Here is an 18063-nt window from a genome sequence, read left to right on the forward strand (position 1 = left end):
GACGCAGCCCCGGTGCGGCGAGAGACAGTTTCTTTCGGGGCCGATTCAGTTCATAGCGGGCCATGGTCACCGCCCAGCGCCTTCCGCCTTCGCTCACCCCGCTCGTTGCGGCACTGGCTGCCGTGCTGCGCGACGTCGGGCCGGTCCAGCCGATCGCGTTGCCGCCGGCCGACGCCTTGCGCTGCATTGCGGCCGAGATGCCGGCCTTGCGCGCCTATCCGCCGCGCGATGTCGCGGTCAGCGACGGGTGGGCGATGCGCGCCAATGACCTGGTCGGCGCGTCGTCCTATGCGCCGTTGCCGCTGGCCGAACCTCCGGTCTGGGTGGCGGCAGGCGCTGCGATGCCTGATGGCACCGACTGCGTGGTCGATGCCGATGCCGTCGATACCTCCGGTCCGCTTGCGCAGGTGCTCGCCGAAGCAATCCCGGGGCAGGGCGTCAGGCGTGTCGGCAGCGACATCGCCGTTGGGCGCACCGTGATCGCAGCAGGGGAGCCGCTGCTGCCGCGCGGCCTGCTGCTCGCGCGCGCGGCCGGACTGCAGATGTTGCGCGTGCGACGGCCGCGGCTTCGCATCGTCAACGTCGCCAATGGTGAGCTGACCGCACAACTGATCGCTGACACCGCGCGCCTCGCGGGCGCTGAGGTCGTCGGCATCGAGGCGGCACCCGATGTGGCGGCGATTGCAAACGCACTCGAACCAGACGGCTGCGATCTGATGGTCACGATCGGCGGCACCGGCGTTGGTCACACCGATGCCGCGGTGAATGCGCTGGCAACGCGTGGCGCACTGATCGCGCACGGCATTGCCCTGCAACCGGGGCGCACCGCAGCGGTCGGCCGTATCCACACAACGCCGGTCGTCGCCTTGCCGGGCGCGCCGGATCAGGCTTTCGCGGCCTGGTGGGCGATTGCGCTTCCCCTGCTCGACCGCCTGTCGGGCCGGCGCGCGCGCAAAACACTGGCGCTGCCGCTGGAACGCAAGATCGCCTCCGGCGTCGGCGTTGCCGAGGTCGTGCTGCTGATACGTGCGCAAGGTACTCAACAGGATTCCTGGGCGGCACTTGCCATCGGCGACCTGTCGCTCGATGCCGTCGCGCGCGCCGAAGCCCTGCTGATCGTGCCTGGCGATGCCGAGGGCTTTGGTGCGGGCACGGTGGTCGATGCCTATATGTTGCGGGAGTGAGTTCCCGAGATGAGCAACACGTTCACGCCGAAACCCAACCCTTCCGTCGAGCAGGACCAGTTCCTGACCATCCTGTCGCGCGAGGAGGCGCTCGCGCGCTTCGAGGCGGCGCTGTTCCCGCGCCAATTGCCGTCCGAGAAACGGCTGCTCGCCGATGCGCTCGGCCGTGCGCTGGCGGAGGACGTGGTGGCGCCGATCGACGTGCCGCCATTCGATCGCTCCAATGTCGACGGCTTTGCGGTGCGCTCGGCCGATCTGGCGCGCGCCGGCGAGGCCGCGCCGGTGCAGCTCGCGCTGAACGACGAGACGATTTCGTGCGGGACCGCGCCCACCATGCCGGTGCTCCCGGGTACTGCAACCGCGATTGCGACCGGCGGTCCGGTACCGCGCGGCGCTGATGCCATCGTGATGGTCGAGCACACCCAGCCTGCCGGCCACGGCACCATCGAGGTCCGGCGTGCGGCGTCGCCCGGCCAGTTCGTGTCCTATGCCGGCTCCGACATCGCGCGCGGCGAGGCCCTGCTGCGCGCGGGAACGATGATCGGGTCGCGCGAGATCGGCATGCTCGCGGCCTGTGGTATCGCCGAGGTTGCGGTGACGCGCCGTCCGCGCGTCGCGATCCTCTCGACCGGCGACGAACTGGTGCAGCCGGGTGAGAAGCTTCGGCCGGCCGCGATCTACGACACCAATGGTGCGATCGTCACCGCGGCGATTGCCGAGAACGGCGGTGACGCGTCGTTCCTTGGCGCGATCGCCGACAATGAGGCGACGCTCGAGGCCGCGATGCGCAAGGCGCTGGCGGACAGCGACATGCTGGTGCTGTCGGGCGGCACCTCTAAGGGCGCGGGTGACGTCTCGCACCGGATCATCGCTCGCCTCGGCAAGCCCGGCATCATCGCGCATGGCGTGGCGCTGAAGCCCGGCAAGCCGCTGTGCCTTGCGGTGTGCGACGGCAAGCCGGTGGTCATCCTGCCGGGCTTTCCGACCTCGGCGATGTTCACCTTCCACGACATGATCGTGCCGGTGCTGCGGCGGATGGCCGGGCTGCCGCCGCGATCGGATGCCAAGGTGGCGGCGAAGGTGCCGGTGCGCATCGCCTCCGAGCTCGGGCGTACCGAGTTCGTGATGGTGTCGCTGGTCGAGGGCGCCGACGGCCTGATCGCCTATCCCGGCGGCAAGGGCTCGGGCGCGATCACCTCGTTCGCGCAGGCCGACGGCTTCCTGAAGATCGAGGCGCTGGCCGACCAGTTGCCGGCCGGCAGCGAGGCCGAGGTGACGCTGTTCACGCCGCATGTGCGGGTGCCCGATCTCGTCATCGTCGGCAGCCATTGCACCGGGCTCGATCTCGTCACCGCGCCGCTGGCGCATGCCGGTCTCGTGGTGCGCTCGATCGCGGTCGGCAGCCTCGGCGGGCTCGCTGCCGCCAAGCGCGGCGAATGCGATCTCGCCCCGATCCATTTGTTCGACGACAAGACCGAGACCTACAACACGCCGTATCTGGCCGACGGGCTCGAACTGGTGCCGGGCTGGCGGCGCATGCAGGGCATCGTGTTTCGCAAGGACGACACGCGCTTTGCCGGCTTGAGTGCAGAACAGGCGGTGCGCGCCGCGCTCGCCGATCCCGCCTGCATCATGGTCAACCGCAACCAGGGCGCCGGCACCCGCATCCTGATCGATCGCTTGCTGGCGGGCAGCCGGCCCGACGGTTACTGGAATCAGCCGCGCTCGCACAATGCGGTTGCGGCCGCGGTGGCGCAGCACCGCGCCGACTGGGGCATGACCATCGCGCCGGTCGCCGATGCGTCCGGACTCGGCTTCATACCGCTCGCCGAAGAGCATTATGACTTCGCATTGGTGACGGCGCGCAAGCAGCGGCCCGCAGTGCAGGCCTTTCTCGACGCACTGGCGTCGGATGAAGGGCGGGCTGCATTGACGAAGGCGGGGTTCAGGCCGGCGTAGCCGGTGTGCCGCTCTGCCGCACCATCACAGCTGTCGTCCCTGCGAAAGCAGGAACCCATACGCCGCGGCGGGCGTTACAGGCGGGCCTCGCCGTTCCAGCATCGCGTAACAATTTGCGTTTGTGGTTATGGGTCCCTGCTTTCGCACTGCTTTCGCAGGGACGACACTGAGCTTGTTGCGCTAGCTGTGAGTCAAAACATCCGCATTCTCGCGACATTCGGGGACTTCCTGATGCGGTGTGCCGAAGGCACCCTGATCACTCGCTCAGCTTGCGGTCCAGGAAGTCGACGTAGGAATTGTCCGGGTCCAGTTTGACGGCCAGGCGAAGCGCGGCCCGGGCGGCGGACTTGTCGCCGTCGGCCGTGGCCTTGTGCTCGTCCAGGATCGCATTGGCCACCGTGCGCGCGGTGTCGAGACGGGCCTCGTCGATGGAACGGTCGGCAAGATAGGCTTCCACCGGCTCGCGGAGGCGCTTCAGTTCGTCCACGCTGACCGAACCCAGCGGATACCAGTTGTAATATTCGAGACGCGGCCGATCATCCGTGAGGGTCGGCACATCCCCGACAAAGGCCGCGAGTTTTTCATCGGCGGCGATGAATGTCGCCAGGAAATCCTCGGGCGAGCCGAGGCCGTTCGCCGTCAGGTCTTCAGCCACCGCGGGCTTCGACATGCGCATGGCGAGCTCGTGCGGATCGATGTTCAACGGTTCATCGGAGGCGATCGCCACGCCTTCCATTCTGGACGGCAGCCACAGCGAGACATGCTTGAACTGGCCCATCATGGCCTTGAGTATCATCTTCGGAAGGATGCCGCGGTTGAAATCCAGCGGCACCCATTGCGCGAGAACGCCGCCGGGACGCATCCTCTGCTTTGCCAGCGCATAGAATTCCTCCGTGTAGAGGTTGATGACGCCGGCATCATGGGGCGGTGGCGGCTCGAGCGTGATGACGTCAAATGTCTCCTTGGTCCCCAGCAGGAAGTGGCGCCCGTCCGCGACGATCTGATGGACCTTGGGATTTTGATAGAATTGCTTGTTGATCGGCACGAAGCGGGGCGCGAATTCGAACACCGTTGATGCCAGATCGACCGCGTCGATGGATTGCAATTCTTCATGGGTGCTCACCGCTCCCACCGTGGTTCCGGTCCCGATGCAAATGACGACAGCCGTTTCAACCGGGCCCTGGTGCAGCAGAACGGGATAATGCCCCATCGCGGCCATGTAGCGTCTGCCCTCGGGACGGTTGTTGGCGTAGCTCTTCGAATTCACCACCAACTGCTGATAGGTGCCAGCCGCCTTCTCGCGATACTCGACCACCGCAAAGGTCGCTTGCCGGGTTTCCCGCAACTCGAGCACATTGGCGCCTTCGATCGCGGTCAGGACCCGCTCCAGATAGTGCGGAGTGAAGAGCAGCAGTGCTACGGCTATGACGCTCGCGGCGATCGTCCCCTGCCGCCACAGGCTCCTTTCTCTCAGAAGATCCGGCTGCGACACGGTGGTCGCGACGAACAGCAGGACGTTCACGACAATCAGCGCGGTGAGCGCGCCCTGGCTGCCCAGATACGGGATCAGCAGAAAGCCCGCCGCCAGCGAGCCCACGACGCCGCCAATCGTGTTCAAGGCGTAGAGCGTGCCGATCCTGCGGCCGAGCGCGCTCATCTGCATCACGGTCAGCTCGCTGGCCAGGGGAAAGCTGATGCCGATCAGCGTCGTCGGCAGCAACAGCGCAACAGCGCAGACCAGGAAGAATGAAACGTCACCCCCCAACAGCTCCTGCACCGGGACTGGAAGCAGGCCCGATACGATGGGAGACAGCGCTACTCCCATGGTCCGCGCCTTGCCGAGCATTCCGACGGTCAGCGTGGCTGCAACCGCGATCAGCAGCTGCGTCACGGCGAAGTATCGCAGCAATTGATCCTTGCGGGGGGCGAGTAGCCTGGCGCAGATCAGGGCGCCGATCACGAGCCCCAGCAGGTAAACGCCGAGCATGCCCGAGAACGCGTAGACGCTCGAGGTGCTGACATTGGTCAGGAATCGGAACCAGACGACCTCATAGGCGATCGATACAAAACCGGAGCACGCGAAAATCCAGATCAGGATCGACGTCCTGCCACGCGCGGTCGCGGCGGTTTGCACCGGCGCCTGTGCCGCGACCGGCAAGAGCGGGCTTGCGCCGCGCGCAACGAACAGGGCAACGACGCCGACGCAGACATACAGCGCTGCCGCAACCAGGCTTGATCCCGCGATGCCCCAGAGGCCCATCAGCACAAAGCCGACCGCCAGGGTGCCGATGGCGGCGCCGAGGGTATTGAACCCGTAGAGCAGACCGATGCGATTGGCGAGGTCGGTTTGTGTGCGGGTCAGGAATCTCACCAGGAAGGGCAGGGTCGCGCCCATCAACATCGTCGGTAGCGACAGGATGGCGAGCGACACGGCGACCATGAGAGGCAGCCGGAATGGCGACTCCAGATCCAGCATCGGTGACAGCCAGCCCACCCATGTCGGCCAATGCGACAGAAACGCGGTGACCGCGAGAGAAACGAGGGCGAGGGCGAGTTCGAGCAGCCCGTAAATTTTCAGCGGGCGGCTGACGGTGTCGGCGATCCGGCCTCCCAGGGCGCTGCCCAGCGAGAGACCGAAAAAGAAGCTTGCCACCGTGACGCTGACGGAGACGGTCGCGCTTCCCAGCACGAATTGCAGTTGCTTGAACCAGAGAACCTGCAGGATCAGCGATGCCGCGCCCGATGCCAGAAAGATCGCCGTGACCAGAACCCGGTTTTTCAGGCTCACGGCGTCTCGAACGTCACCACGATTGCGCACTGGACCGCTCTCCCGTTGAACGGAGAACAGGTAAGGCGAATGCTCTTAATATTGCCTTATGGCGGAGCGGCGCTGCGCGGCCGCCGGATCCCGTTGAAATTGCTCGTAAAATTGCCGTTTGGCGGATGCTTGCAGGGGGCCGAACGATCGCGCTGTGAGAGGGCCTTTTGCGTTGCGGATCCAGCTCAATGCCGCATCGCCGTCTCCACGAACTCCAGCACGGAGCGCGGGACCTCTTCGTATTCGACGAAACGGCGCCGAAGCTCGTCGGCAATGTCGGTCGTGACGTCGCGCGACCATCCTTCGTTGGTATTGAAGGCCACGATGCGGACCGGACGGCTGTACTGGTCATCCAGCAGGCGGCGGATCAGCGTTTTCCGGTCAGTGCCTTCTTCGTCGGTTTCGCTCCAGGCACGGCCCAGTCGGCCAAAATCGTTCAGCACCAGATAGGTGTCGTGATCGATTGAATGCGGCACAATCGAAGGCGAGCGAGGCATACATAGTCCTCCATGCTGCACATTATCGTGTTCCGATCGCCCTGCGTATCGGAAATTTCGAGGTAAATCCGCTGGATAGCGGGATCGCGCGTGACGTGAGCGGGGGCTGCAACATGCATTGGAGCAAACCGTCCCGTCGCTGGTTATCTCTTGTCACCGACATGGGCCCTGTTGTGGATGTCGGTGGTTGAGCGACCGATGGGGCTCCCACCCGCTCGAGGAGCGGAGCGATGTTAAGAAGGCTTCGTTTTAGGAATACAACGCTGGAAGAAGTGCTGGCAGTCGATACGCAGCGGCCGCGGAAGAGGCTACGGATGCGTGACCAGCCCCCGAGAGAGAGCCGATCGGCAAGGCTGGCCAAGCCGGGGCGGCCTGTCAGTCAACGAAACGACTGACCCTGCGGGATAGCGCGCCGAGCCCAACTTGCGCGGCGGCCCGTGAACGGGTTCGCCGATTGCGGCGACCAATCCATCATGGCATTCGACACCGCCAACTTCCGTAAGATTGCCGCGCTCGTCGCGGCGGCCGGCACCTTGTTCTGGCTCTACACCTTCTACGCCATCGCCCATGTGCCGCCTGGCGACGGTACCGGCTTCCAGTGGCTGGCGGTCTTTCCGCTCGGCATGGTGTTCGGCCTGTTCTTCCTGCCGGCCTGGCTGCTCGTCGCCATCGGCCGATTGCCGAGATTCACCGCGGCGTTTGGGTGTGGCCTGATCGCGTTCGCGGTGCTGTGGGCGCAGCTGCTGCAGGAGTTTCCGAGGGCGGTCCTCTAGCGCGCCAGCCCATCCTCATCCGCCGGCGAGCCTGGCATGACATTGCTCCAAGGCTGATATAAGCAGCGTTGGGCGCAAGTCGCGGCTTTCCGCCGTCACGGCTGGTCCCGGCCATCCATGTCGGGCGGAACCGCGGGCGTGGATACCCTAACGATTGGCATGTCTTCGGAGACGCGTATGAAAGTGATTGGCCTCGCGGGCTGGAGCGGTGCCGGCAAGACCACCCTGCTGTCGCGGGTGATCCCCTGCCTGCTGGGCCGCGGCCTGCGCGTCTCCGTAATCAAGCACGCCCACCATGAATTCGATGTCGACGTGCCCGGCAAGGACTCCTGGGTGCACCGGCAGTCCGGTGCGACCGAGGTGCTGGTGTCCTCGACGCGGCGCTGGGCGCTGATGCACGAGCTGCGCGGCGCCGATGAGCCGCGGCTGCCGGAGCTGCTCGCCAAGATGGCGCAGGTCGATCTGGTCGTGGTCGAAGGCTTCAAGCGCGAGCCGGTCAACAAGATCGAGGTGTACCGCGCCGCCAACGGCAAGCCGCTGCTGTTTCCCGACGACCCGCGCGTGGTCGGGATTGCCAGCGATGTCGCCGTTGCAACCACGCTGCCGGTCGCGCATCTCGACGACATCGAGGACGTTGCCGAATTGATGCTGCGCGCCGCGATTCCCGTCGACGACGTGCTCGCGTCGGCTCCGGCCGAAGGCTGACGTGGACGGGGAGGCGGCGTTGACGATGCAGGACGGCTTCGCCATGGTCGAACCATGACAACGACGAAGCTCGATCTCACCGGCCTGAAATGCCCGCTGCCGGCGCTGAAGACGCGCAAGGCCCTCCGGAGCGTGACGGCGGGAGATTTCCTCGAGGTGCACTGCACCGATCCGCTTTCGGTGATCGATATCCCGGCCCTCATCCAGGAGACCGGCGACAAGGTCGAGATCACCGAACGAAGCGACGCCCGGATCGTTTTCTTGATCGAGAAGATCAATGGAGCGATAGGCAATTCGAATGCTGCGTTGCCGCGTACGCGCTAGATGCAGCTTGATATCTACCTTTTGCCTATCGACACCTATTTTCCATTCTGCGCGAATTGATAATGTCCGCCGGCTTGTGGTGATGGCGTTGTGCTCGAGTGTGGGCGCATCGACGGACAACGACTGGGCCCGTGCCCAGATCACGGGCTGCACGGCCGGGCATATCCGGCCGTATTGGGGGTTAGCATTTCCGGAATGTGCGTGGTTGGTCCCGACGCATTGAGGAAATGTGCGGAGCTGCCGGCTGACGCTGGCCGCAATGGGTTGAGACGGGATCGAAGACGCAGATGCGCCTGTCGTAATGGCGACTGCAGGGGAGGTGTCAATGACCACAGTGAGCAGTGCCGGACGCGTATCCGCGACAAGCGCAGGTTTCCTCGACAAGGAACATACAATCGCGACCGCCGGCTTCAACCGCTGGCTGGTGCCGCCGGCCGCGCTCTGCATCCATCTGTGCATCGGCATGGCTTACGGCTTCTCGGTGTTCTGGCTGCCGCTGTCGCGCGCGATCGGCCTGACCGCGCCGAAGGCGTGCCCCGACATCTCGCTGGTGCAGGAGCTGTTCACCACCACCTGCGACTGGAAGGTCGCGAGCCTCGGGTGGATGTACACGCTGTTCTTTGTGCTGCTCGGCGTCTCCGCCGCGATCTGGGGCGGCTGGCTCGAGAAGGTCGGTCCGCGCAAGGCCGGCTTCGTCGCGGCGCTGTGCTGGGCCGGCGGTCTCGTGATCGGCGCGCTCGGCGTCTACACGCACCAGCTCTGGCTGATGTGGCTCGGCTCCGGCGTGATCGGCGGCGTCGGCCTCGGCCTCGGCTACATCTCGCCGGTGTCGACGCTGGTGAAATGGTTCCCCGACCGGCGCGGCATGGCGACCGGCATGGCGATCATGGGCTTCGGCGGCGGCGCGATGATCGGCGCCCCGCTCGCCGACAGGCTGATGAACTACTTCAAGACCCCGACCTCGGTCGGCGTCTGGGAGACCTTCCTCGCCATGGGCGCGATCTACTTCGTGTTCATGATGATCGGCGCGTTCCGCTATCGCATCCCGCCGGCCGGCTGGCAGCCCGAAGGCTGGACGCCGCCGACGAAGGCCAACGCGATGATCTCGAGCAAGCACGTCCATCTCGACAACGCGCACAAGACGCCGCAATTCTGGCTGATCTGGTGGGTGCTCTGCCTGAACGTGTCGGCGGGCATCGGCGTGATCGGCATGGCCTCGCCGATGCTGCAGGAGATCTTCGCGGGCAAGCTGATCGGCCTGCCCAATGTCGGCTTCAACCAGCTCGATGCCGGACAGAAGGCGCAGATCGCGGCGATCGCGGCCGGCTTTGCCGGATTGCTGTCGCTGTTCAACATCGGCGGCCGCTTCTTCTGGGCGTCGCTGTCGGACAAGATCGGCCGCAAGAACACCTACTACACGTTCTTCATCCTCGGCATCGCGCTCTACGCGCTGGCCCGACCTTCGCCGCGATGGGATCGAAGCTGTTGTTCGTGCTCGGCTTCGGCATCATCCTGTCGATGTATGGCGGCGGCTTCGCCACCGTGCCGGCCTATCTCGCCGACATGTTCGGCACCCAGTTCGTCGGCGCCATCCACGGCCGTCTGCTGACGGCATGGTCGACCGCCGGCATCATCGGTCCTGTCGTGGTGAACTACATCCGTGAGTTCCAGCTGGCCGCAGGCGTGCCGCGCGACCAGCTCTACAACACCACGATGTACATCCTGTGCGCCATGTTGATCGCGGGCCTGATCTGCAACTACCTGATCAAGCCGGTCGATGCGAAATGGCATATGAGCGACGCCGAGGTTGCCAAACTGCAGGATGCGAGCGCCAGCGCCGCGGCGGCCGGACCGCATGGTTCCTACGGGATCGGGTTCGGCGGGCTTGACGCCAAGGCGGCGCTGTTCTGGCTGTTCGTCGGCATTCCGCTGGCGTGGGGCGTCTACATGACGCTGCTCAGCGCGGTCAAAATCCTCTGATCGCAGTTCAGGCCGCGCGCGGGCCATCTGGTATCCCGCGCGGCCTGAAGCGTTTTCGAGCGAAGTGGATGCCGGTTCGCGTGAAGAAGACGCGTCAAACAAGAAGCTCTACGCCGTTCAAATCAACAGATAATCAAGGGACATTTCAGTCATGTTTCGTACCGCAAGCTGTCTTGTGGCCGCCCTGCTTCTCGCCGGCTCGCTGCACACCGCGTCAGCCCAGACCACCGAGGCCAAGCCGTCGAAGGTCAAGCTGACCATGCAGAAGCTGAAGGACATGAAGGCGAAGTGGAAGGCCAACAAGCCAAAGCTGAAGGCTTGCCGCGCCGAGGTGAAGTCGAAGGGCCTGACCGGCGACGACCGCTGGTTCTACATCGAAGAATGCATGGGCAAGAGCTGAGCGGCACCGCTCCGCTATCTGCAACGCAAGAGGGCGTGACGGCGATCGCTGTCACGCCCTCTTGTTGCGTTCGAGACGCGGTCACTCCGCGGCGGCGGGCGTCGTCTTGGCGGCCTCCAGCGCGGCTGCGATCGCCTCGTCGACCCGTTCGAGCCAGATGAACTCCAGCTTGGCGCGGGCGCCGGCGGGGATGTCGTCGAAGTCGCGCTTGTTGCGCGCCGGCAGCATCACCCGGGTCAGGCCGGCGGCCGCGGCCGCGACCACCTTCTCCTTGATGCCGCCGACCGGCAGCACCAGGCCGCGCAGCGAGATCTCGCCGGTCATCGCGGTATCGCTGCGCACCGTGCGATCGGTCAGGAGCGAGGTGAGGGCGGTGAACATCGCAACGCCCGCGCTCGGACCGTCCTTCGGCGTCGCGCCGGCCGGAACGTGGACGTGGATGTCGCTCTTCTCGAACACGCCGGGGTCGATGCCGAGCTGCGAGGCCCGGCTCTTCACCAGGGTTAGCGCGGCCTGCACGCTCTCGCGCATCACCTCGCCGAGCTGGCCGGTGAGGATCAACGCGCCGCGGCCCGGCGTGCGCGACGCCTCGATGAACAGGATGTCGCCGCCGACCGGGGTCCAGGCCAGCCCGGTGGCAACGCCCGGGATGCTGGTGCGCATCGCGATCTCGTTCTCGAACCTCGGCTGGCCGAGCAGCGAGACGATGTCCTTCGGCGCGATGGTGACGTGGCTGGTGCTGCCCTCGGCGATCTGCACCGCGACGTTGCGCAGCACCTTGCCGATCTCGCGCTCCAGGTTGCGCACGCCGGCCTCGCGGGTGTAGCTGCGGATGATCAGCCGCAGCGCATCCGGATCGATCTCGACCTGCTCGGCCTTGATGCCGTTGGCCTCGAGCTGGCGGCGGACCAGATAGCGCTTGGCGATCTCGAGCTTCTCGTCCTCGGTGTAGCCGGCGAGACTGATCAGCTCCATGCGGTCGAGCAGCGGGCCGGGGACGCCGTCGAGCATGTTGGCGGTGGCGATGAAGACGACGCGCGAGAGGTCGAACGGCACGCCGAGATAATTGTCGCGGAAGGTGCTGTTCTGCTCGGGGTCGAGCACTTCCAGCATCGCGGCCGACGGATCGCCCTGGATGCCACGGCCCATCTTGTCGATCTCATCCAGCATCATCACGCAATTGCGTGCGCCGGCTTTCTTGATCGCCTGGATGATGTTGCCAGGCAGCGCCCCGATGTAGGTGCGGCGATGGCCGCGGATCTCGGCCTCGTCATGCACGCCGCCGAGCGAGACGCGGACGAACGGCCGCGCCATCGCGCGCGCGATCGATTGGCCGAGCGAGGTCTTGCCGACCCCGGGCGGCCCGAGGAAGCACAGGATCGGCGCCTTGCCGCCGGGCGCGAGCTTGCGCACCGCGAGATATTCGATGATGCGGCTCTTGATCTTCTCGAGGCCATAATGGTCCTGGTCGAGGATCTTGCGCGCCTCCGCGATGTCGATCGGCTTCTCCTCCGGAATGCTCCAGGGCAGATCGATCAGCCAGTCGAGATAGCTGCGCACCATGCCGGATTCGGCCGCTGCCTCCGGCATCCGCTCGTAGCGGCGCAGTTCCTTCTGCGCCTGGCTTTCGGCCTCCGGCGGCATCTTGGCCTCGACGATCGCCTTGGTCAGCTCGGCGACTTCCGCGGCCTTGCCGTCACCTTCGCCGAGCTGGCGCTGGATCGTCGCCATCTGCTCGCGCAGGATCGCCTCGCGCTGCCGCTCGTCGAACACGGCCTTGGTCTTCTGCCCGATCTCCTGGCTCAGCCGCAGCACCTCGATACGTTCGGCGAGGTGACGCGACACCTTGTCCATCCGTGCCACGAGATCGATGGTTTCCAGGATGTCCTGTTTCTCCGACGGCTTGATGTCCATGTAGGACGTCGCAAGGTCGGCAAGGGTTGCCGGCGAGGTGGTGCCCTGCAGCGCGGCGATCAGCTCCTGCGGCACTTGCGGCAGCAATTGCGCGGCCTCCAGAGCCTGGCGCTGCAGATTGAGGAAGCGCGCCTCGATCTCGGGCGAGGTGGTGGTCGGCTCCGGGATTTGCAGCACGCGGGCCGCGAGGAACGGCGTGCCCGGCAGATAGTCGAGCACGCGCATGCGCTGCACGCCCTGGCAGACCAGATGGTGGCTGTCGTCCGCACCGGTGATGTAGCGCACGATGTTGGCTGTGGTGCCGACGCGGTAAAGCCCGTCGGGGCCGGGATCGTTGGTCTCGGGATCGCGCTGCAGCAGGATGCCGATCGGCCGCTGCTCGCGCACCGCCTGCTGGGCCGCGGCAATCGAGGTCGCCCGGGCGATCGTGATCGGAATGATGACATCCGGAAACAGCACGGTGTTGCGCACCGGGACGATGATCAGCGCGTCGCTCGGGATCGGCGTCGAAGTTGAAGCTGGGCTTGAAACGTCTGAGGCAGCCATGTCGAAATCCTTTAGCTCGACTTTCCGAGCCGCAGGCCGACGCAACCATGCGCGGCAAAGCGGCTGATCGTGTAGCGGCCGGTCGGCAGCGCGATGCGGCGCTCGAACCGGCCCTGCGGCAGTTCGAGGCGCAGGATACGGGCGTTGCGGAGTTCGGGGGGCAGGGTGCGGCGGCCGGAGATCACCAGCGTGCCGCCGTCGAGCGCGGCCTCGACCTCGTCGGGATCGACCCCCGGCAACGCGACCAGGATCAGGATTTCATCCTCGGTCTCGATCACGTCGGTCGGCGGTTCCCAGCTCGGCTCGGTGCTTCCCGCGCGCGGGTGCAAATTGAGGAAGCTCTGGTGCAGCCGTTCGGCGCGGGCGAGCGCCTCGATCGCATCCGACAGCATCCAGTTGATCTGATCCTTGGGCCGCATGGGCACTCTCCACGTCGCATTGGGAGGCAAGGTTACCGGTCTTGCCGCCGACCGTAAACCTGCCCCTCGCGCCGCTGATCGAGGGTAAAATTGTCCGAAATGTCGCGATTTGCGGCATGACGGCGGTGCACGGACCGCGGCCGGACGCTTATGCCGCGGCTATGTGACAGGGCCGCGGCTGCTCTCGAATTCCTACGGCCTTCCCCGCATCTTTTGCCGTGATGCGGTGCGCTCGCGCGCGCCGGCAAACGGGAAGGTGGCACATGACCTTGCTCCATTACCACGATGCCCGGCCGCACGGTTCGGCCGGCGCCATGCCCTTGATGCTGCGGCGGACGTTCCGGCGGATCGGCCTCGTCTTCAGGACTGTTCACCGTGCGATCGCCGCCGCCAAGATTCATCGGCTCCGCAATGAGCTGCTGCTGCATCGCGGCCACGAGGATTGGGCGCGGACCAACCTCAACGTCGGCATGCTCGGCGGCGACGCCGAGAGATATCCACGGGCGCCGGTCGTGCTCGGCGAGAAGTGGGACTACTGAGATGCGCACAGTTTTGTTCATTGCTGCCCTGCCGCGCCGCGCCGCAGAAGGGCTGCTCGCATTCCTCGCCTGGATCGGCGAGGAGCCGATCGGCGGCTACCGGCCCGAGGCGCATTACATGCGCGGTCCGGGACCTGCGTGGCGGGCCAAGCATCGCGGGCGTTAAGCCCCGAACCCATCCGCGTCATTGCGAGGAGGGCATGGCGACGAAGCAATCCATATCTCCGCATGTGGCGCGATGGATTGCTTCGCTGAGCCTGTCATCGGGCGCGCGTTCGCGCGACCCGTTGGCTCGCAATGACGTGGAGAGGTCGCGACGCCTACGAGACCCACGATCCCGAGCGCGCCGACCTTGAGCGACCGTCGTTTCTGCTCCCAAGCCAGTTCACGTCGCTTCACGTCGCGGCGCCAGGTGATCGAGAAGGTTCATCGGCAGCGGGAAGACCACGGTCGAGGAGCGCTCGCCGGCAATGTCGTGCAGCGCCGCGAAGTAGCGCAGCTGCATCGCTTGCGGCTCCTGGGCGAGGATCCGGCCGGCCTCGACCAGCTTCTCGGCGGCCTGCTGCTCGCCCATCGCGTTGATCACCTTGGCGCGCCGCAGCCGCTCCGCCTCGGCCTGCTTGGCGATCGCCCGCACCATCGTCTCATTGAGATCGATATCCTTGATCTCGACCCCGGTGACCTTGATGCCCCAGACGTCGGTCTGCCTGTCGAGGGTCTCCTGGATATCGGCGTTCAGCTTGTCGCGCTCCGCCAGCATCTCGTCGAGCTCGTGCTTGCCGAGCACCGAGCGCAGCGTGGTCTGCGCAAGCTGGCTGGTCGCAGCCATGTAGTCGCTGACCTTGATGATGGCGCGCTCGGGATCGACGATGCGGAAGTAGAGCACGGCGTTGACCTTGACCGAGACGTTGTCGCGCGAAATCACGTCCTGCGGCGGCACCACCTGCACCACCACCCTGAGATCGACCTTCACCAGCTGCTGCACCACCGGAATCAGGATGATGAGCCCCGGGCCCTTCACCCCGGTGAAACGGCCGAGCGTGAAGATGACGCCGCGCTCGTATTCGCGCAGCACGCGCACGGCCTGGGTCAGGAATACGATGATCAGCAGCGCGATCGCCGCATAGGTGAAATAATCAAGCATCATGCTGTACCTCCTTCGCCGGGAGAGGCCGGCGCACGCCGTACCACCAGCGTCAAATCGACGATGTTGGCGACCTCGACCGTGTCTCCCGCCGCGAATGTCTCGGTGCTGCGCGCTTGCCAGCGTTCGCCGTTGGTGAAGACGTGACCCGTGGTCTCGGACCAGTCGAGCACTTCGGCCGATAGCCCGCGCATGGCTTGCGCACCGATCCGCACCGGGCCCTTGCGCGCCCGGCGGAGCGCGCCGAGCACGACGAGAATGAGCCCCGTGAACATCGCGGCGACGATGCCGATGACCGGCCATGACAGCCGGTAACCGGGCGCCTCGATCCGAAACAGCATGGCTGCTCCAAGCACGAAGGCGACTATTCCTCCGAGGCCGATCACGACGGTCGGGTTGAAGGCTTCGATTGCGAGCAGCGCGATCCCGACCAGCATCAGGGCGAAGCCCGCGTAGTTGATCGGCAGCATGTTGAGTGCGTACAGACCGAGCAGCAGGCAGATCGTCCCGACAACCCCGGGCGCCACGGCACCGGGCGACATGAACTCGAAGATCAGGCCGTAGATGCCGACCATCAGGAGAATGAATGCGATGTTGGGGTCGGTGATGACCGCAAGCGCGCGCGCGATCCAGGTGGGATCGATGGCCTCGATCGCGGTGTCCGTGGTCGCCAGGCGTTGCGTCTTGCCGCCGGGAAGCTCGATGGTCCGGCCATCGACCTGCCTGAGCAGGTCGGCTGGATCGCGCGCGGTGAGATCGATGACGTTGGCCTGCAGCGCTGCGTTGGCGGAGAGGGTGGCGGCATCGCGCACCGCCTTCTCGGCCCAGTCGGCATTGCGGCCGCGCAATTCGGCCAGGCTGCGGATGAAGGCAACGGCATCATTCGTCACCTTCGCCGTCATGGCATCCTTGGTTTCGGACGGATGGCCGCCGTCCTTCTGGTCCTTGCCGCCCTTGTCCGGAGTGCTGCCCGGCAGCCCCGGTATCGGGCCGCCGATCTGCACCGGCGTCGCGGCGCCGATATTGGTGCCGGGCGCCATGGCCGCGAGATGGGTCGCATAGAGGATATAGGTCCCGGCGCTCGCGGCATGGGCGCCGGATGGCGCAACGTAGCCGACCACGGGAACGGGCGAGGCCAGCACGTCGGCGATGATCTCACGCATGCTGGTGCTGAGGCCGCCCGGCGTATTCAAACGCAGGATAACAATTTCGGCGTGGCGCTCGGCGGCCTTGGCCAGGCCGTCCTTGACGTAGCTGGCCGCTGCCGGCCCGATTGCCCCGTCGATTGAAATGGTCAGGGCAAGATGGCTGTTGTCCGCGGCCGGACCGGGACGGATGGAGATAACCAGAGCGACCAGGACGGTCGCAACAACGAGGGCCGCCTTGAAGGTGGTGTGCACGGCAAGCACTCCCTTGCCGTGGATATGGGGCGTCGTTTCGGAACCTCAAGTTGGCGCCGTGTCACGGGCACCGTGTGCTGATCGCATTGTGCATTGCGATGGCTTCCGTCGGGTCAGCAAACCTCAATGCGCGGCTGCGAGGTACTCGTCGGCAAGCTCAGCCATCGCCTGCGAGACCCTCGGCCTTTGCCGACCCGTTCAATTGCACGATCGGCAGCCGCGTCGCCGGCTGCATGAATCCCAGAAGCGCCAGCGCGAACTTCAATGCGGCGGGATGCTCGCGCTCCAGCAAGGTCGCAAGCGGCACCAGCCGCTGGTGCAACTCCCGCGCCTGATACAACCGTCCCTCGCGGAAATGCCTGTGAACGGCCACGTACAGATCGGGCGCGACGTTTGTCACGACCGAGATGCAGCCATCGCCACCGGCGGCGAGCCAGGCCAACGAGGAGGCGTCGTCGCCGGTCAGCATCCGGAATGTCGCCGGCAGGCGTGAGCGCAGGCGCGCCAGCCGGGCAACGTCACCGCTGCCATCGCGCAATCCCACGAAGCGTGGCGATGCGGCGAGCTCGAGCAGCGTCTCGTTGGCAAGGCCCTTGACCGTGCGCGACGGAATGTCGTGCAGGATGACGGGCAGCGTGGTGGCCGCGGCGACCGCGTGGAAATGCGCCGCCGTGCCCCGTGGCATAGGCTTGTTGTAATAGGGTACGACCGACATGACGGCGTCGGCGCCGGCCGCTTCCGCGGCCCGGGTGAATGTGACGGCGCGATCGGTCGCGTTCGATCCGGCGCCGGCGATGATGCGAACCCGCTTGCGCGCGACGCCGGCCGCGATCCGGACCAGCTGCGCACGTTCCGCGGGCTCCAGCGTCGCGCTTTCACCTGCGGTCTCGCCGACCACCAGCGCGGTGGCGCCGGCCGCGATCTGGCGCTCGCACAGCCGGCCGAACGCGTCCACGTCGATCTCGCCCCGATGGTTGAAGGGGGTCGGAAGATCGGGGATGAAGCCCGACAGCCATCCGGCCGTGTCGGCTTTCGCAGCCGTTTGCCAGGTCATGTTTGTCAAGTCATGGGTGGCTCACGCCACGCGGATCGCGGGAAAGCTCGCGGTCTCGCCGCGCATATCGAGCTCGATCTCACGCGAAAGCTCGACGATCATTTCAGGATGCTGGCCGTTTTCGAACAGCGCGTATTTGACGGCCTGGGCGCGGTTGACGAACAGGCCGCCATAGAGGCCGTTCTGTTGCTGGGCGACCCACTGGCCGCGATGGTTGCGGCCGATGAAGACGACGGTGGACGCGGCGCTACACGAGGGAGGTTCGACGAGTTTCACGGTGGTGGTCCTTCTTTTTGTTTCTGACGCGTTTTCCTCGCGCGAACCGGTATCCGGCTCGCTCGAAAACGCTTCAGTCACGGTCACGCGATCAATGTCTGATTTGCGGGATATGAAATCGAGCGCGTGCG

The 18063-nt window shown here is 65.8% G+C and carries 16 protein-coding genes and 1 pseudogene; 9 read left to right on the plus strand and 8 right to left on the minus strand.

All coding sequences use genetic code 11. From position 1 onward, the window contains the following. Positions 1–62: 62 nt before the first annotated feature. Positions 63–1184, plus strand: coding sequence for a molybdopterin-binding protein (locus tag ACVWZM_RS30985; RefSeq protein WP_076823882.1), 1122 nt, complete (start codon positions 63–65; stop codon positions 1182–1184). A gap of 9 nt (positions 1185–1193) precedes the next feature. Next, positions 1194–3143, plus strand: a complete 1950-nt coding sequence (locus ACVWZM_RS30990) for a molybdopterin biosynthesis protein (protein WP_076823884.1) — start codon at positions 1194–1196, stop codon at positions 3141–3143. 256 nt (positions 3144–3399) lie between these two features. On the opposite strand, the gene ACVWZM_RS30995 is transcribed toward ACVWZM_RS30990, so the two are convergent. Together ACVWZM_RS30995 and ACVWZM_RS31000 are read right to left on the minus strand one after the other, a co-directional pair. Beyond that, entirely contained in the window at positions 3400–5931 is a 2532-nt protein-coding gene (locus ACVWZM_RS30995; protein ID WP_076823888.1) for a fused MFS/spermidine synthase, read from the minus strand. A gap of 215 nt (positions 5932–6146) precedes the next feature. Beyond that, positions 6147–6404 carry a hypothetical protein gene (locus ACVWZM_RS31000; protein ID WP_311988559.1) on the minus strand — a complete coding sequence of 86 codons (258 nt, stop codon included), beginning with the start codon at positions 6402–6404 and terminating at the stop codon, positions 6147–6149. Between the two features lie 527 nt (positions 6405–6931). Here ACVWZM_RS31000 and ACVWZM_RS31005 point away from each other — a divergent pair. From ACVWZM_RS31005 to ACVWZM_RS31025, 5 genes and pseudogenes are all read left to right on the plus strand, one after another. Then, positions 6932–7231: a hypothetical protein gene (locus ACVWZM_RS31005; RefSeq protein ID WP_210262749.1), complete on the plus strand. Its 300-nt coding sequence runs from the start codon at positions 6932–6934 to the stop codon at positions 7229–7231. A 159-nt stretch (positions 7232–7390) separates the two neighbouring features. Continuing rightward, positions 7391–7936: a molybdopterin-guanine dinucleotide biosynthesis protein B gene (gene mobB / locus ACVWZM_RS31010; protein ID WP_141339621.1), complete on the plus strand. Its 546-nt coding sequence runs from the start codon at positions 7391–7393 to the stop codon at positions 7934–7936. A gap of 54 nt (positions 7937–7990) precedes the next feature. Further along, positions 7991–8260, plus strand: coding sequence for a sulfurtransferase TusA family protein (locus tag ACVWZM_RS31015; protein ID WP_057014863.1), 270 nt, complete (start codon positions 7991–7993; stop codon positions 8258–8260). 325 nt (positions 8261–8585) lie between these two features. Then, positions 8586–10240, plus strand: a pseudogene (locus ACVWZM_RS31020) (OFA family MFS transporter). 151 nt (positions 10241–10391) lie between these two features. Further along, positions 10392–10640 carry a hypothetical protein gene (locus ACVWZM_RS31025; RefSeq protein WP_028342462.1) on the plus strand — a complete coding sequence of 83 codons (249 nt, stop codon included), beginning with the start codon at positions 10392–10394 and terminating at the stop codon, positions 10638–10640. Positions 10641–10721: 81 nt separating this feature from the next. On the opposite strand, the gene lon is transcribed toward ACVWZM_RS31025, so the two are convergent. Then, positions 10722–13100 (minus strand): endopeptidase La, encoded by a 2379-nt coding sequence (gene lon / locus ACVWZM_RS31030; RefSeq protein ID WP_076823896.1) that lies wholly within the window; start codon positions 13098–13100, stop codon positions 10722–10724. A gap of 11 nt (positions 13101–13111) precedes the next feature. Further along, positions 13112–13519: an Hsp20/alpha crystallin family protein gene (locus ACVWZM_RS31035; RefSeq protein WP_028332710.1), complete on the minus strand. Its 408-nt coding sequence runs from the start codon at positions 13517–13519 to the stop codon at positions 13112–13114. A 263-nt stretch (positions 13520–13782) separates the two neighbouring features. Here ACVWZM_RS31035 and ACVWZM_RS31040 point away from each other — a divergent pair, with 263 nt between their 5' ends. Both ACVWZM_RS31040 and ACVWZM_RS31045 read left to right on the plus strand, forming a co-directional pair. Continuing rightward, positions 13783–14058: a hypothetical protein gene (locus ACVWZM_RS31040; RefSeq protein ID WP_076823899.1), complete on the plus strand. Its 276-nt coding sequence runs from the start codon at positions 13783–13785 to the stop codon at positions 14056–14058. A gap of 1 nt (position 14059) precedes the next feature. Continuing rightward, on the plus strand, positions 14060–14224 hold the full coding sequence (locus ACVWZM_RS31045) for a hypothetical protein (RefSeq protein ID WP_158074157.1): 165 nt from the start codon (positions 14060–14062) through the stop codon (positions 14222–14224). Between the two features lie 219 nt (positions 14225–14443). Here the strand turns inward: ACVWZM_RS31045 and ACVWZM_RS31050 are convergent, their stop codons facing one another. From ACVWZM_RS31050 to ACVWZM_RS31065, 4 genes are all read right to left on the minus strand, one after another. Beyond that, positions 14444–15205, minus strand: a complete 762-nt coding sequence (locus ACVWZM_RS31050) for a slipin family protein (protein WP_028332707.1) — start codon at positions 15203–15205, stop codon at positions 14444–14446. Next, positions 15202–16611: an NfeD family protein gene (locus ACVWZM_RS31055; RefSeq protein ID WP_253589599.1), complete on the minus strand. Its 1410-nt coding sequence runs from the start codon at positions 16609–16611 to the stop codon at positions 15202–15204. Before ACVWZM_RS31055 ends, ACVWZM_RS31050 begins: the two co-directional genes overlap by 4 nt. A gap of 148 nt (positions 16612–16759) precedes the next feature. Continuing rightward, a complete protein-coding gene (dapA, locus tag ACVWZM_RS31060) occupies positions 16760–17656 on the minus strand; it encodes a 4-hydroxy-tetrahydrodipicolinate synthase (protein ID WP_456855511.1) in 897 nt (298 codons plus the stop codon). Between the two features lie 21 nt (positions 17657–17677). After that, a complete protein-coding gene (locus ACVWZM_RS31065; RefSeq protein WP_057015086.1) occupies positions 17678–17932 on the minus strand; it encodes a hypothetical protein in 255 nt (84 codons plus the stop codon). Positions 17933–18063: the final 131 nt, after the last annotated feature.

Source organism: Bradyrhizobium sp. USDA 4501 (assembly GCF_054062115.1).

What these genes read in the sequence shown, in the direction of transcription:
- ACVWZM_RS30990 (WP_076823884.1), top strand. Translation starts at nt 1,194, where the DNA reads ATGAGCAACACGTTCACGCCGAAACCCAACCCTTCCGTCGAGCAGGAC.
- ACVWZM_RS30985 (WP_076823882.1), top strand. Translation starts at nt 63, where the DNA reads ATGGTCACCGCCCAGCGCCTTCCGCCTTCGCTCACCCCGCTCGTTGCG.
- ACVWZM_RS31040 (WP_076823899.1), top strand. Translation starts at nt 13,783, where the DNA reads ATGACCTTGCTCCATTACCACGATGCCCGGCCGCACGGTTCGGCCGGC.
- ACVWZM_RS31025 (WP_028342462.1), top strand. Translation starts at nt 10,392, where the DNA reads ATGTTTCGTACCGCAAGCTGTCTTGTGGCCGCCCTGCTTCTCGCCGGC.
- dapA (WP_456855511.1), bottom strand. Translation starts at nt 17,656, where the DNA reads ATGACCTGGCAAACGGCTGCGAAAGCCGACACGGCCGGATGGCTGTCG.
- ACVWZM_RS31045 (WP_158074157.1), top strand. Translation starts at nt 14,060, where the DNA reads ATGCGCACAGTTTTGTTCATTGCTGCCCTGCCGCGCCGCGCCGCAGAA.
- ACVWZM_RS31005 (WP_210262749.1), top strand. Translation starts at nt 6,932, where the DNA reads ATGGCATTCGACACCGCCAACTTCCGTAAGATTGCCGCGCTCGTCGCG.
- ACVWZM_RS31050 (WP_028332707.1), bottom strand. Translation starts at nt 15,205, where the DNA reads ATGATGCTTGATTATTTCACCTATGCGGCGATCGCGCTGCTGATCATC.
- ACVWZM_RS31035 (WP_028332710.1), bottom strand. Translation starts at nt 13,519, where the DNA reads ATGCGGCCCAAGGATCAGATCAACTGGATGCTGTCGGATGCGATCGAG.
- ACVWZM_RS31015 (WP_057014863.1), top strand. Translation starts at nt 7,991, where the DNA reads ATGACAACGACGAAGCTCGATCTCACCGGCCTGAAATGCCCGCTGCCG.
- mobB (WP_141339621.1), top strand. Translation starts at nt 7,391, where the DNA reads ATGTCTTCGGAGACGCGTATGAAAGTGATTGGCCTCGCGGGCTGGAGC.
- lon (WP_076823896.1), bottom strand. Translation starts at nt 13,100, where the DNA reads ATGGCTGCCTCAGACGTTTCAAGCCCAGCTTCAACTTCGACGCCGATC.